Below are 13948 nucleotides of genomic sequence, written 5' to 3' on the forward strand. Positions count from 1 at the left end.
GGGAGGTGAAACCCGCAACACTTCAAGCCACGCCCGGAAAATCCGCCGTGGTTTTCTCTGTTGTTTACTTGGCCGGGGCGCTGGAAAGTGCCGGGACAAAGTAAGTATATGACGCCTTCCAGCGCCCCGTTCAGTATTCGACGATGGGCAACTCCGGTTTCTCTGCGGGGATGGCGGCGCCCTTTTGATACGGGCTGACGCTGACGTTGCCGCCGCGTCAGGAAAGATATTGCTGTCGCAATACCGCTCGCCGGTCCTCATGTGTGCCTCACAGGCACGCCCCGCCATTTTGCAGACGGGAGGGAAACCACTGGCACCGGCCCTGTCTCACCGCTACGCCTAGCGGTCTCGCCGATGACAGGACGCAATGATGATGGCACAGGTTTTGATCGCGGGGATTTGCGGGGATGAAAAAATGTTGGAAGCTGCTTACTGGTGTGGTCAAGGCGTCGCGGTCCCGGCGGGCGCGGGTCATGCTGATTGTTGGGCGCTGATGCTTACGGAGAGATGCCATGTTTGAAACCTCGCCCCTCCTCACCGGGAAGTGCATGTGCGGTGCCGTCGAATATGCAGTCGACGACGCCTTCAAATATGCAATGAATTGTCACTGTTCCAACTGCCGGCGCACGACCGGGTCGGCTTTTAAGCCGATTGCCGGGATCAGGCGTGAGCGGTTTCAACTCATCAAGGGCGCGGAAGCGATGTCGATCTACGGAAAACCCGATGAGAACCATGACGTGCATTGCGGTACTTGCGGGTCACTGGTCTATTCGGTGGTACGCGAAGGTGCCTATGCCCATGTTCCTATGGGCACGCTGGTGGATGCGCCGACGATCCGGCCAACGGCGCATATTTTCGTCGGCTCGAAGGCGCCATGGTATGAGATTACCGATAATCTGCCGCAGTATCGGGAATTTCCCGAGGGGTGACGGGCCGTGGCGCCGGTCTCCTTCTTCTCCCGGCGGCGGGGAAAGGGACGCTGAACCTAAACGGCCGGTACATCGAATACTTCGCCTGCTCTGAGTGGCCGGAATTTTTCCGGCGTTACGCCCTGATCCTTCAAGGCAACCTCAAGCGCCTGAACCGGTGCCTCGATCCCCTCATTGGTCAGCTGCACGGTGCCGAAATGGTGACCGGCGGCATAGGAAGCGTTGCACAGCCGCATGCCTTCGACGGCTTCCTGCGGATTCTGGTGTTGCGCCCTCATGAACCAGCGTGGCTCATAGGCGCCGATCGGCAGGTTGGCGAGGCGGAAGCCGCCGTGTTTGGCGGCAGCGGCCCGGTAGTTGAAGCCGTCGTGAAAGCCGGTATCGCCGACATGGTAGATTTTGCCTGATGGTGTCGAGATCACGAAGGCGGCCCAGAGCGCCATGCGGCGGTCCTGGGACGTACGTGCCGACCAGTGGTGGCAGGGTTCGCAATCGATGGTGATGTCATCCCAGAAGGAAGTCTGGTCGCCCCAGTCCATGTCGGAAATTTTGGCTTCGGGAAGGGCGCGGTGGATGATCGTATCGTTGCCGAGCGGGGTGACGATGTGTGGGCTGTGCTCTTCATGCAGCCGTTTCAGCGTGGCGAGATCGAGGTGATCATAGTGATTATGGGTAACGATCACGATGTCGATGGGCGGCAGGTCTTTAAAGGCGATGCCGGGCGCGACGACGCGTCTGGGGCCTATGAAGGAAAACGGACTGGTGCGCTGCGACCAGACCGGGTCGGTCAGAATATTGAGGCCGCAGACCTGGATCAGCAGTGAGGCATGGCCGATCATAGTGATGCGTAGGGTATCACCACCGACGCGACTATCGGGTTTCGCCTGTGGAAAGGGACTGCGGACAGTCTTGGGCCATATGCTACGTCCGCCTCCGAACTGCCAGCGCATCAACTCGCGAAAGCCGAGTGGTGCTTCGCCCTCGGGGTTGAAGAAGACGGTGCCGTCGAAATGATCGGAGATGGGGCCGGTATAGTAGGGATTTCGGATCTGGCTCACTGCAGCTCTTTCGTTGCACCGGTTTCGCTTCTTAACATGGGGCCTTGCATTTCTCCCTTCAATTGGGCGGCGGCATGCCGGTTTCTGGCGCCGGACCGTCGTTTGGGTTATAACTCAGTTCCGCAATGCAATCCGTTCGTGGAGGGTAAGATGGACAGGGAAGCAACCGTTCGTGGGCTCTTCGCAGCCTATCTGGCCAACCGGAAGGACGAGGTCTCCGACATGCTCACGGAGGATTTCACCTTTTCCAGTCCGAACGACGATCATATTAATAAGGCCACGTATTTCGAGCGGTGCTGGCCGCAGCCGCCGGCCTTTAGCGCCATTCACATCGAACGCATTTCGCTTGAGGACAACGAGGCGCTGGTGCGCTACCGGGCTGACAAGCGGGACGGCGGCGCATTTCGCAATGTCGAGATCATCCGGTTTCATGGCGACCGTATCGCTTCGGTGGAGGTCTATTTCGGCCGGGATGCCTGAGAAAGGCTTGCGGGCAGGCAGTTGGGGCGGTGAAATTGCCGTCTCGCCTTGACTTTGCCGACCATATCGTGTTTACCGCCCGCAATCTGCGACAAGAACAAGACTTGTAGCCGCCGACCCGGACCCCTTGCGGAGATCCTGGAGGTCAACATCCGACAGCGCGATGCGCCCTCGGGTGCTTTTTGGCTTTGCGTCTTGTTTTCGTCATGGAAAAGCACAACGTTTCGGGCGAAGCAAAAGCCCTGAAACGACAAGGATGAAGCGATGTTTGAAAGTCTCCAGGACCGCCTTGGATCCATTCTGAATGGATTGACCGGCCGTGGCGCGCTGTCGGAAGCCGATGTCTCGGCTGCCCTGCGCGAGGTTCGCCGCGCGCTCCTGGAAGCCGACGTCGCACTCGAAGTTGTTCGTTCGTTTACCGACAAAGTCCGTGAAAAGGCCGTTGGCGCCGAAATCCTGAAGTCGATCAAGCCGGGCCAGATGGTCGTCAAGATCGTCCACGACGAGCTGGTCGCCATGCTCGGATCGGAAGGCGTGCCGGTCGATCTGAATGCCGCGGCCCCCGTCGTCATCATGATGGTCGGTCTGCAGGGCTCGGGTAAGACGACGACGACGGGCAAGATCGCCCTTCGCCTGAAGTCGCGTGACAAGAAGAAAGTCCTGATGGCGTCGCTCGACACGCGCCGTCCGGCAGCCCAGGAGCAGCTTCGCCAGCTCGGCGTGCAGACCGGCGTCGATACACTGCCGATCATTGCCGGCCAGTCGCCGACCGATATTGCTGCGCGCGCCGTCCAGGCTGCCAAGCTCGGCGGCCATGACATCGTCATTCTCGATACCGCCGGCCGCACGCATATCGACGAGCCGCTGATGCTGGAGATGGCGGAAATCAAGCGCCGCTCCAATCCGCATGAAATCCTGCTTGTCGCCGATGCGCTGACCGGTCAGGATGCCGTCAATCTCGCCCGCAATTTCGATGAGCGCGTCGGCATTACCGGTCTCGTGCTCACCCGTATGGACGGCGATGGCCGCGGCGGTGCAGCCCTTTCGATGCGCGCCGTCACCGGCAAGCCGATCAAGCTGATCGGCGTCGGCGAAAAGATGTCGGAGCTGGAAGAGTTCCATCCGCGACGCGTCGCCGACCGTATCCTCGGCATGGGCGACATCGTTTCGCTGGTCGAGAAGGCTGCCGAAAACATCGATGCCGAGAAGGCAGCGGCCATGGCCGCCAAGATGAAGTCCGGCAAGTTCGATCTGAACGATCTCGCTGATCAGCTTGGCCAGATGCAGAAGATGGGCGGCATGGGTGGCATCATGGGCCTGATGCCCGGCATGGCCGGCATGAAGGACAAGATGGCGTCTGCCGGTCTCGACGACCGCATGTTCGGCCGCCAGCTCGCCATCATCTCCTCGATGACCAAGGCAGAGCGCGCCAACCCGGATATTCTCAAGCATTCCCGCAAGAAGCGTATCGCGGCCGGTTCCGGCACCGATGCGGCCGAAATCAACAAGCTGCTGAAAATGCACCGCCAGATGGCCGACATGATGAAAATGATGGGCGGCAAGGGCAAGGGCGGCATGATGAAGCAGATGATGGGCGGTCTTGCCGGCAAGATGGGCCTTGGTGGCATGGGCGGCGGAATGGGCGGCATGCCCGATCTGTCGAAGATGGACCCCAAGCAGCTCGAAGCCCTGCAGAAGCAGGCGGAGGCCGCTGGCCTCGGCAAGGGCATGGGTGGCGGTGGTTTGCCCGGTCTGGGCGGCGGCATGAAGTTGCCGGGTCTCGGTGGCGGATTCCCGGGGCTTCCCGGACTGCCGAAGAAGAAGTGAGGACTGGACCGGTATGATTGATCCCGCCGTCAAACAGGAACTCTCGGGCTACCGTCAGTCGATCGACAATATCGACGCGGCGCTCGTGCACATGCTGGCCGAACGCTTCCGCTGCACCAAGGCAGTGGGCGTGCTGAAGGCCAAATACAATTTGCCGCCGGCGGATCCGGCGCGCGAGGAATACCAGATCGAACGCCTGCGCCATCTGGCGCGGGATGCCAATCTGGATCCGGATTTCGCGGAGAAGTTCTTGAACTTCATCATCCACGAAGTCATCCGGCATCATGAAGCAATCGCTGCCGATCTCAAGGATTGATCAGCTTTAACGCATACACAAAAACACCGCCCCAGGCGGTTGGATATCTCAAGGAGTACAAAACATGGCACTGAAAATTCGTCTCGCCCGTGGTGGTTCCAAGAAGCGCCCGTTCTATCAGATCGTTATCGCTGACGTGCGTTCGCCGCGCGACGGCCGTTTCCTGGAAAAGGTCGGCTCGTGGAACCCGATGCTCAAGAAGGACGACGCAAAGCGCGTTGAACTGAACATCGAGCGCATCCAGCATTGGCTGTCGAACGGCGCGCTGCCGACCGACCGCGTTCTGCGCTTCCTCAACGAAGCCGGCGTTGCTACCCGCGAAGCCCGCTCGAACCCGACCAAGGGCCTGCCAGGCAAGAAGGCTCTCGAGCGTATCGCCGAAGCCAAGCAGAAGGCTGAAGACGCAGCCGCCGCTGCTGCCGAATAAGCCACGCGTCAGCGTGTTTTTAAAGACGGGCGGCGTTTTCATGCCGCCCGTTTTCGTTTATGCGAAGGGCTTGATCTGGAGAGTGACCCGGCAATGAGCAAACTCAAAAACCCTGTCCATATGGGAACGATCGGCGGCGCTCAGGGCCTGCGCGGTGAAGTGCGCGTCAAATCCTTTGCCGAGGAACCGACCGCCATCGGCGATTATGGCCATTTGCACGCCGAGGACGGCCGTTCGTTCGAGGTATTGGAAGTGCGCGAGGCGAAGAACGTCGTCGTCGTGCGGTTTCGCGGCGTCAACGACCGCAATGCCGCCGAGGCACTGAACGGGCTGGAGCTCTATGTCGAACGCGACAACCTGCCGGACGACGATCTCGATGAAGACGAATTCTTCTACGCCGATCTGGAAGGGCTGGAAGCGCTCGATGCCGACGGCAAAAGCTATGGCACTGTCACCGGCGTGTTCGACTTTGGCGCGGGCGATCTGCTTGAGCTGAAGGGCCCCGGCAAGCGGCCGGTGCTGATCCCCTTTACCGAATGGTCGGTGCTGGAAATCGACCTGGAAGCCGGCACGATGCTGGTCGATCCGCTCGCGGCCGGTCTGACCGACGACAAGGACGAGGATCCGACCAAACAGTTCAAGCCGAAGGCGAAGTAAGACTTGCCCTTCCGCGCCACCATCCTGACGCTCTACCCGGACATGTTTCCGGGGCATCTTGGCCATTCGCTGTCCGGCAAGGCGCTGGAGCGTGGCCAATGGGCGATCGATACGCTGCAGATTCGCGATTTTGCCGAGGACAAGCACCGCACCGTCGATGACACCCCTGCCGGCGGCGGTGCCGGCATGGTGCTGCGGGCCGATATCCTGGCCAAGGCCATCGATCACGCATCCGACGGCGACGACCGCCCCCGGCTGTTGATGAGCCCGCGCGGCAAGCCCTTGACGCAGGAGCGGGTACGCGAACTGGCAGCCGGGCCCGGCGCGATCATCGTCTGCGGCCGGTTCGAAGGGGTCGATCAGCGCGTCATCGACGGACGGAAGCTCGAAGAGGTTTCGATCGGCGACTATATCCTGTCCGGCGGCGAGCCGGCGGCACTGATCCTGCTCGACGCCATCGTGCGTATCCTGCCCGGCGTCATGGGCAATGATCTCTCCGGCGTGCATGAGAGTTTTGAAGGTGGGCTGCTGGAGCATCCGCACTATACAAGGCCGCAGGTGTTCGAAGGCCAAGAAATCCCGGCGGTTCTGACATCCGGTCATCATGGCGATATCGCCAAATGGCGTGAAGCCGAAGCCAGGCGGCTAACGGCGGAAAGGCGGCCGGACCTGCTGCGGAAATAGCGTCAGTCCGATTGTCTCAGAGGTGTGGCGGGTGTCTGCCCGGTATTTGGGTATTTGCCCGGCATAAGCTTTATGTAACGTCTTGATGATATGTGTCGTCCATTCGATTAAGACGGCAACGAACGAAATGACATCAGCCTGGCAGGTATTGGTCGGCAATCTGGCTTCAGTAGCATTGCTGATCTCGCTCTGGATGCACCTGTATTACCGTTTCTACGGTCTCTCCAAAATTCAGCTGAAGCTTGGCTTCGGGGCGGTGATGGGCCTTGGAGTCGTCATCACCATGCTTTTGTCGGTCGAGTTCGACGGCGGCATCCGGTTTGACCTGAGAAGCTCGTTGCTGGCGATTTCGGCAATGTTCGGTGGGCCGCTGGCGATCGCCATCACGGCACCAATGGCGATGGCATTTCGGCTGGTCATGGGCGGTGCCGGCGCAATCAACGGCGTCATCGGTATTACCATCGTATCGGCAGTCTTTCTCGCTGCGCATTTCGCCCTGGGAAAACACGCGTCGAAGCCAAAAGGCGTTGCGGCAACCGTTTTCATCCTGCCGGTCACGTCGAGCATCCTGATCTTTGTGTTTTCAAAACCTGATACACCGTTGATCATGTACCAGATGAGCCTGATCACGGCCTCCCTGAACATGGTGGCGGCAGCCATATCCGGCACGGTCATGACCTATGTCCACCGGTCGACGCTCGAGCGGGATCTGCTGCGCGCGGCACTGACTCAGGCGCCGGACTTTCACTATGTCAAAAATCCCCGCAGCCGATTCGTCATGACCAATCTGAATGTCGCCCATCAACACGGCCGCCAGAAACCGTCGGACATGGTCGGTTTGTCGGATTTTGATCTGGCGCCGCCGGAGCGGGCCCAGCGCCTGTTCGAGGCCGAACAGCAGATCATGGGTTCGGGTGAGCCGCTGATTGATCATGAAGAGGCGCTCGACGACGAAACGGGCGCGACGCGCTGGTTTTCAACGACGAAAGTGGTGCTGAAGAACCGGCATGGCGACACGGTTGGCTTGGCTGGCGTGACGCGGGACATCACCCAGCACAAGCGTCTTGAGCGCGAATTGCTCGACAGCCGGAACCTCCTGTCTCAGGCAATGGCCGAAATGTCGGACGGGCTGGCGATGTTTGACCGCCATGGTTACCTGCTGTTCTGCAACGAGAGATACCGGACGGCATTCCCGCTCTCGGCCTATGCCCGGCAACCCGGGGCTCATATTACCGACATCATGCGCGCATCCGCCCGCAATGGCGAACGCAAGGATATAGCGAAGGATGTCAGTGAAGTCTGGATCCAGAATACCGCCAAGGGCCTGCATTTTACCCGCGACACCGAAATCCCGTTGTCCGACAATCGCTGGCTCAGCCTGCGGACGCGCCTGACGCAGGATGGCTCGGCCCTGGTAGTCGTGTCCGATATTACGGCGATGAAACATGCCGAATTGTCACTGCGGCAGCTTGCCGAGCAGATGCGGGATCTGGCCGAGACCGATGGACTGACCGGTCTGGCAAACCGCCGCGTTTTCGATGAAGCACTGGCGGCGGAATGCGCCAATGCGCAGCGGACGGTAGCACCGCTCAGCCTGCTGATGATCGATGTCGATCGCTTCAAGTCCTACAATGATACCTATGGCCATCCGGCGGGCGATGCCTGCCTGAAGCATGTGAGCGCATGTCTGAATGCGATTGCCAATCGCCCGGGTGATCTGGTCGCGCGCTACGGTGGGGAAGAGTTTGCCATTGTGCTTCCGGCGACGGACCGGGCGGTAGCACTCGATCTTGCCGAGGCATTTCGGGCTGCCTTGCAGCAGCGGGCGCTTGTCCATGCCGGCAGCGAATTCAATGTTGTCACCGCAAGCATCGGAGTTTCGACCTTCGACGCCGGTACGCTTGTGACGTCGGCTGAAGACCTGGTCGAAAGGGCGGATGAAGCGCTATATCAGGCCAAGAAAATGGGGCGAAACCGGGTGGAGGCCAGCGGTTTCGAGGCACGGCCGGAGCGCCTCACGCGGACCTAGAGTTTATCCGGGCCTGCCTTCCGGCGAGCACTTCTTGTCCTCATCATGACCACCATGGCGCACCAATCGGCGCGCCATGGTCTTTTGCCGGATTATTCGGCGGCCTGGGCCAACGCATCACCGGCTGCTTGCGGCCTGCCACCTGCAAGGATTTTCTGGCCCAGGGCGATGATGATGACCACCGCTACGCCGGCCGCGACCGAGAGCCAAAAGCCATTTTGCGCGCCGAACATATCAACAACCAGGCCGGCCAGAAATGCGCCAAGCGCCATGCCGATGCCAATGCCGGTCATGACCCAGGTGATGCCTTCCGTCAGCATCGATTCCGGCACCCGGCGTTCGATCAGGCCAAAGGCGGTGATGAACGTGGGCGAGATGGCGATGCCGCTGACGAAGACCGCAAGGGCTAGAAGTGGTATTGTATCGGCGATCAGCAGCGGCAGGGCTGTCACGGCCAGGACGCTGACGGCGATCAGCAGCTGCCTGTGCAACGGCGTGCGCAGCTTGAGGGCGCCGAGGATGAGGCCAACCACGAACGAGCCGATCGCATAGACGCCGATGACGAAGCTGGCGGCGCCCGGCTGGCCAAGCTCCCTGGTCATGGCGACGGTGGTGACCTCGGCCGTTGCGAACATCGAACCGACGAAGATCAGCGCCAGCGTGATGATCTGCACGGAGCGCAGGCGAATGGCCGATGTCTGCGCCACTCCTGTCTCGACCGGGCGGACCGCCGGTTCGGTCGATCGCTGCAGGACAAAGGCGGTGGTGCCCAAGGCAAGGAAGAACGTTGAGATCAGCATGCCGGCCTCGGGAAACAACGAGACGGCCAAACCAACCGATACGGAGGCGCCGGCGATATAGACCAATTCGTCTGCGGCGGATTCAAAGGCAAACGCGGTATTCAACTCCGGGCGGCCACGAAAGATTTCCGTCCAGCGTGCCCGCAGCATGGCCGGCATGCTGGGCATGGCGGCGGCGAGAAAGGCCGAGGCGAACAGGGTCCATTCCGGCCAGTCCTGATTGGCCGACAGGATGAGGAGGGCAAAGGCGACGACCGAGACGATGGTGCTCGGCACGATGATGGCGCTTTGCCCGAACCGGTCGACCAGACGCGAGATTTGCGGGGCTGCCAGTGCATTGGTCAGCGCAAAGGTCGCCGAAACTGCACCGGCGACCCAATAGTCACCACGTGTCTGCGACAGCATGGCGACGATGCCGATCGGTGCCATGGCAAGCGGCAAGCGGGCGAGGAAGCCGGCCGCGGAAAACCCCTTGGCCCCCGGCACGCTGAATATTTCCTTGTATGGGTTGGACATCGGAGGCTCCTAAAATTGTCCGGTCAGGCCACCTACATACGTGGCGTATGTCTTAACGTGGTTGCATACATGGCGTATGTCAATTAAAATACGGACGTATGTAAAAATAAATACGCTGCGTATGTGAAGCAGGAGCCCGTATGGTCAGGATCATTAAGCCTCGCCCGGAAATGATTGCCGAAACGCGTGCCAAGCTGCTTGCGGCGGGCCGCCATGCCTTCGGCACCGTCGGATATGCGGAAGCCTCGATGGATGATTTCACGGCGGCGGCGGGCCTGACGCGCGGCGCGCTCTATCATCATTTCGGTGACAAGAAGGGCCTGTTGCAGGCGGTCATCCGGGAAATCGATGCGGAAATGACGGAGCACTTGCACAGGGTCTCAGCCGCCGCCCCGACACGCTGGCAGGGATTTGTCGAAGAATGTTCGGCCTATATCGAGATGGCGCTGGAACCGGAAATCCAGCGCATCATGTTCCGCGACGGCCCGGCCGTGCTCGGCGACATCTCGCAATGGCCGACGACCAACGGCTGCATCGCGGCCCTGAGCCAAAGTCTGAGTCAGCTGAAACAGGACGGCGAGATCATTGATGTCGACGAGGAAGTGACCGCGCGGCTGATCAACGGCGCCAGTATCAACGCCGCCCTGTGGATCGCCAATTCCGGGGATCCACAAGAGACCTCAAGGCGGGCGGTGCAGGGATTTCGCACCTTGCTCGAAGGCTTGCGGTTGAAGCAGGCGTGACGGCGCCGTCTCAACCCGTGACGAAATAATAGACTGCCAGCAGCAGGCCGACGGCGACCACGAGGCCACGGATCAGCGCCTGCGGCACGCGGCGGGCGAGCCAGACACCGGCATAGCCACCGAGCGCGCCGCCGGGGATCATCACGGCGGCATGCAGCCAACCGACGACGTTGCCGCCGGCAAAGACGACGATGGCGACGGCGGCGATGACCATGGCCAGGAAGTTCTTCAGCGCGTTCAGCCGGTGATAGTCGCCGCCCTTCGACAGGCCGAGCACGGCCAGCATCATGATGCCCATGCCGGCGCCGAAGAAGCCGCCATAGATGGCGGTGGCCAGTTGGCTGAGCAATCCCACCGGCCCGATCGGCGCGCCGTCCACTGCCGACTTCGGCCGCAGCAGCGGGCCGGCGGCAAAGATCGCCGTCGCTGCAATCAACAGCCAAGGGACCAGCGCCCGGAACGAGGGATTGGATAGCGATAGCAGGATCAGCGCGCCACCCAGGCCACCGATCAGCGACAGGACGCCCAGAATGGCGGCCTCGCGGCGGTCCGCCCAGATTTCCTTGGAATAGGCCATGGCCGACGTGACATAGCCCGGAAACTGGACGATGGAGGACGTGGCATTGGCGACGATCGGCGGCAGGCCAGCCAGCGTCATGGCGCCGAAGGTCAGAAAGGTGCCGCCGCCAGCCACCGCGTTGACGGCACTCGACAGGAACCCTGCGACAAACAGCAGAATGGCAGTGGATATGGACATGACGCTCCTCCAGCGATAGAATCCGGCATAGCCTGCAGGGTCACTGGCGGCAAGACGCGGAAATCATCTTCCGCCAGCTTGTGGCATGGAGAATTTTTGCCGCCCGGGGATGACAAACGCTGTGCTTTGGTGTATTCGCCCGACCGGTTCGGGAGAAATCCCGTCAGCCGAAAACAAAGAATGGTGAATTCGCTCCTGTTTCTCCCCGAGAAACAAAACCTTGAGGCGCCTCATCCGAGGTCAGGTCCAACGGGTTCGATCGAGCGCTCTGGCTGTTGCAGAAGAACTTGAGAAGGTTAGACCCATGAACATCATCCAGCAGCTGGAAGCCGAACAGGCCGCCAAGATTGCCGCCAAGCGCACGCTTCCGGAATTTTCGGCAGGCGACACCGTCCGCGTCAACGTTCGCGTGACAGAAGGCACCCGTACCCGTATCCAGGCCTATGAAGGCGTTTGCATTGCCCGTTCCGGCGGTGGCATCAACGAAAGCTTCACGGTCCGCAAGATTTCCTACGGCGAAGGCGTCGAGCGCGTATTCCCGGTTTACTCGCCGCTCGTCGAGGGTGTCGAGATCGTTCGCCGCGGTAAGGTCCGTCGCGCCAAGCTCTACTACCTGCGCGATCGCCGCGGTAAGTCGGCTCGTATCGTTGAAGATACCGGCACCCGCGCCCGCAAGCTGAACGACGCCGAGCGCGCAGCCGTTGCCGAAGAAAAGGCACGTCTGGAAGCTGAAAAGGTCGCAGCAGCACAGGCTCTGGCCGCCGAAAAGGCAGCAGCCGAAGCCGCAGCAGCCAAGGCCGCTGAAGAAGCAGCCGCTGCAGCAGCAGCCGAGCCGGCAGCAGAATAAGTTTCAATCCATCGGGATTGTTTGGAAAAGGCGGTCTTCGGGCCGCCTTTTTCTGTTTGATAGCAGGGGAATTCTCTGGGGGGAGAATGGAATGAGCGACTATATCGAAACCAACCGGCTGAACTGGGACGACCGGGCGGGGCTGCACGCGACGGACACGACAGGCCGCTACCGGATCGACCGGGTGATTTCAGGCGGCTCTTCCTTGCATGCGCTGGAAGCAAGCGAGATCGGCGACATCGCTGGTAAGGACATTGTCCACCTGCAATGCCATATCGGGCTGGATACGCTGAGCCTCAAGCATCTGGGCGCGGGCTCGGTTACCGGGCTTGATTTTTCACCGGTGGCCATCGCCGCCGCGCGAGATTTTGCAAAAAGGGCCGGGACGGAGGCGATTTTTGTCGAGGCCTCGGTCTATGATGCGGCGGCGGCGCTGGAACACCGAACCTACGACATCGTCTTCGTCACCTGGGGCGCCATTCACTGGCTGCCGGATATCTTTCAATGGGCCAAAGTCGTCGCCAGCCTGTTGCGGCCGGGTGGCCGTCTCTACCTGCTCGACGGGCATCCGCAGATGTACCAATACGAAGGCGCGGAGGATGGCCGGTTGTCGCTGACCTATAGCTGGCGCACGCCTGCCGAACAGCCGCTGCTGTTTGAAGAAACCCACACCTATACCGGTGATGAACGGCCGCTAACCCATCAGCGCATGTATGAATGGCTGCACCCGGTCAGCGATACAGTCAATGCGCTCCTCCAGGCCGGGCTGGCGCTCGATTTCTTCAACGAGCACGAAATCCTCGTCTGGCGGCATTATCCGGGCATGGTGGAGATCGGCGAAGACCAGTTCGAGCAGGTACCGGGACTACCGCGTATTCCGCTGTCGTTTTCGATCGGCGCGACAAAAGTTCGCTGAGTTTATGGAGTAGACGGGGTATCCGGTAGGATTTTTCGTAAATTCAACCGGATAGGCCGGGCCTTTCCAATTTTTGCTGGCGGAGGCGAAGCCGTGGCCCTTGCCAGCCCGCTGGCTTCTGTGACACGTTCCGGTCGCCACAATTCAGGAGCCACCCATGTTTTCCCGCCGCATCCTTCTCGCCGGCCTGACCGCCCTTGTTCTTGCGCCCTTCACCGCTGCCGCTGCCGATCTGCCGGATCTGGCAGGGCGCACCGTTATTGTGGTGACCGAGAATGCCTATCCACCGGTCCAGTTCGTCGATCCGAAGAGCGGTAAGGCGATCGGCTGGGAATATGACGCGATGGAAGAAATCGCCAAACGGGTGAATTTCAAGATCGAGTATCAGAACACCAGCTGGGATGCGATGATTCAGGCGGTGTCCGACGGCCAGTACGATATCGGCATGACCGGCATCACCATCAAGGACGAGCGCAAGGCCAAGGTGGATTTCTCCGATCCCTATATGCGCTCGCAGCAGTTCATGCTGGTGCGTGGCGACGAGGCTCGTTTCACCGATGCCAAGACGTTTGGCGCCTTTACTGACGGCCTGATTGGCGCGCAGATCGGTACATCGCCGTTTTATACGGCAGTCTATGAAATACTGGATGGCAACGAACAGAACCCACGCATAAAGCTATTCGAGACATTTGGCGCGACGGTGCAGGCCTTGAAGGCTGGCGATGTCGATACGGTGCTGACCGATAGCGTCGCGGCCCAGGGCTATGTCGATTCCTCGGCGGGTGGCCTGAAGGTCGTCGGCGGGCCGCTTGGCACCGAGGATTTCGGCTTCATCTTCAAGAAGGGCTCGGATCTTGTTGCCCCCGTCAATGCCGCCATCGCAGCGCTGAAGGCGGATGGCACGCTCGACAAGCTGAACCAGAAATGGTTCGTCGATTACAAGATGGGCGAATGATCCCCGC

The 13948-nt window shown here is 60.6% G+C and carries 15 protein-coding genes; 12 read left to right on the forward strand and 3 right to left on the reverse strand.

Annotation, left to right across the window (positions count from 1 at the left end; all coding sequences use genetic code 11):
- The first annotated feature begins 512 nt into the window (after nt 1-512).
- Nucleotides 513-929, forward strand: a complete 417-nt coding sequence (locus ASC96_RS09060; RefSeq protein WP_060502681.1) for a GFA family protein — start codon at nt 513-515, stop codon at nt 927-929.
- 56 nt (nt 930-985) lie between these two features.
- Here ASC96_RS09060 and ASC96_RS09065 read toward each other — a convergent pair whose 3' ends face one another.
- The gene (locus tag ASC96_RS09065; protein WP_060502682.1) at nt 986-1987 is read right to left on the reverse strand and encodes an MBL fold metallo-hydrolase; all 1002 of its coding nucleotides are present in this window, start codon (nt 1985-1987) and stop codon (nt 986-988) included.
- A gap of 150 nt (nt 1988-2137) precedes the next feature.
- Between ASC96_RS09065 and ASC96_RS09070 the strand changes: the two genes are divergently transcribed.
- The 7 genes from ASC96_RS09070 (at nt 2138) to ASC96_RS09100 (ending at nt 8407) form a co-directional block, all read left to right on the forward strand.
- Entirely contained in the window at nt 2138-2467 is a 330-nt protein-coding gene (locus ASC96_RS09070) for a nuclear transport factor 2 family protein (RefSeq protein ID WP_060502683.1), read from the forward strand.
- Between the two features lie 264 nt (nt 2468-2731).
- On the forward strand, nt 2732-4294 hold the full coding sequence (ffh, locus tag ASC96_RS09075; RefSeq protein WP_060502684.1) for a signal recognition particle protein: 1563 nt from the start codon (nt 2732-2734) through the stop codon (nt 4292-4294).
- A 13-nt stretch (nt 4295-4307) separates the two neighbouring features.
- Nucleotides 4308-4610: a chorismate mutase gene (locus ASC96_RS09080; protein WP_037097220.1), complete on the forward strand. Its 303-nt coding sequence runs from the start codon at nt 4308-4310 to the stop codon at nt 4608-4610.
- Nucleotides 4611-4674: 64 nt separating this feature from the next.
- Complete coding sequence (gene rpsP, locus ASC96_RS09085) at nt 4675-5037, forward strand: 30S ribosomal protein S16 (protein WP_060502685.1); 363 nt, start codon at nt 4675-4677, stop codon at nt 5035-5037.
- 93 nt (nt 5038-5130) lie between these two features.
- On the forward strand, nt 5131-5694 hold the full coding sequence (gene rimM / locus ASC96_RS09090; protein ID WP_037097225.1) for a ribosome maturation factor RimM: 564 nt from the start codon (nt 5131-5133) through the stop codon (nt 5692-5694).
- Between the two features lie 3 nt (nt 5695-5697).
- Nucleotides 5698-6378: a tRNA (guanosine(37)-N1)-methyltransferase TrmD gene (gene trmD / locus ASC96_RS09095; RefSeq protein ID WP_060502686.1), complete on the forward strand. Its 681-nt coding sequence runs from the start codon at nt 5698-5700 to the stop codon at nt 6376-6378.
- A 127-nt stretch (nt 6379-6505) separates the two neighbouring features.
- Nucleotides 6506-8407 (forward strand): diguanylate cyclase, encoded by a 1902-nt coding sequence (locus ASC96_RS09100; RefSeq protein WP_060502687.1) that lies wholly within the window; start codon nt 6506-6508, stop codon nt 8405-8407.
- 92 nt (nt 8408-8499) lie between these two features.
- On the opposite strand, the gene ASC96_RS09105 is transcribed toward ASC96_RS09100, so the two are convergent.
- Nucleotides 8500-9723: an MFS transporter gene (locus ASC96_RS09105; protein WP_060502688.1), complete on the reverse strand. Its 1224-nt coding sequence runs from the start codon at nt 9721-9723 to the stop codon at nt 8500-8502.
- A 149-nt stretch (nt 9724-9872) separates the two neighbouring features.
- On the opposite strand from ASC96_RS09105, the gene ASC96_RS09110 reads away from it, so the two are divergent.
- Complete coding sequence (locus tag ASC96_RS09110) at nt 9873-10466, forward strand: TetR/AcrR family transcriptional regulator (protein WP_060502864.1); 594 nt, start codon at nt 9873-9875, stop codon at nt 10464-10466.
- A gap of 10 nt (nt 10467-10476) precedes the next feature.
- Here the strand turns inward: ASC96_RS09110 and ASC96_RS09115 are convergent, their stop codons facing one another.
- On the reverse strand, nt 10477-11223 hold the full coding sequence (locus tag ASC96_RS09115) for a sulfite exporter TauE/SafE family protein (protein WP_060502689.1): 747 nt from the start codon (nt 11221-11223) through the stop codon (nt 10477-10479).
- A gap of 304 nt (nt 11224-11527) precedes the next feature.
- Between ASC96_RS09115 and rplS the strand changes: the two genes are divergently transcribed.
- The 3 genes from rplS to ASC96_RS09130 all read left to right on the forward strand — a co-directional run bounded on the left by rplS (nt 11528) and on the right by ASC96_RS09130 (nt 13941).
- Nucleotides 11528-12070, forward strand: coding sequence for a 50S ribosomal protein L19 (rplS, locus tag ASC96_RS09120; RefSeq protein ID WP_037097235.1), 543 nt, complete (start codon nt 11528-11530; stop codon nt 12068-12070).
- Between the two features lie 91 nt (nt 12071-12161).
- Nucleotides 12162-12986, forward strand: a complete 825-nt coding sequence (locus tag ASC96_RS09125; RefSeq protein WP_060502690.1) for a class I SAM-dependent methyltransferase — start codon at nt 12162-12164, stop codon at nt 12984-12986.
- Nucleotides 12987-13143: 157 nt separating this feature from the next.
- Nucleotides 13144-13941 (forward strand): transporter substrate-binding domain-containing protein, encoded by a 798-nt coding sequence (locus ASC96_RS09130; protein ID WP_060502691.1) that lies wholly within the window; start codon nt 13144-13146, stop codon nt 13939-13941.
- Nucleotides 13942-13948 lie beyond the last annotated feature (7 nt).

The organism is Rhizobium sp. Root1204 (assembly GCF_001424965.1).
In the GTDB taxonomy this organism is placed as follows: Bacteria; Pseudomonadota; Alphaproteobacteria; order Rhizobiales; family Rhizobiaceae; genus Pararhizobium.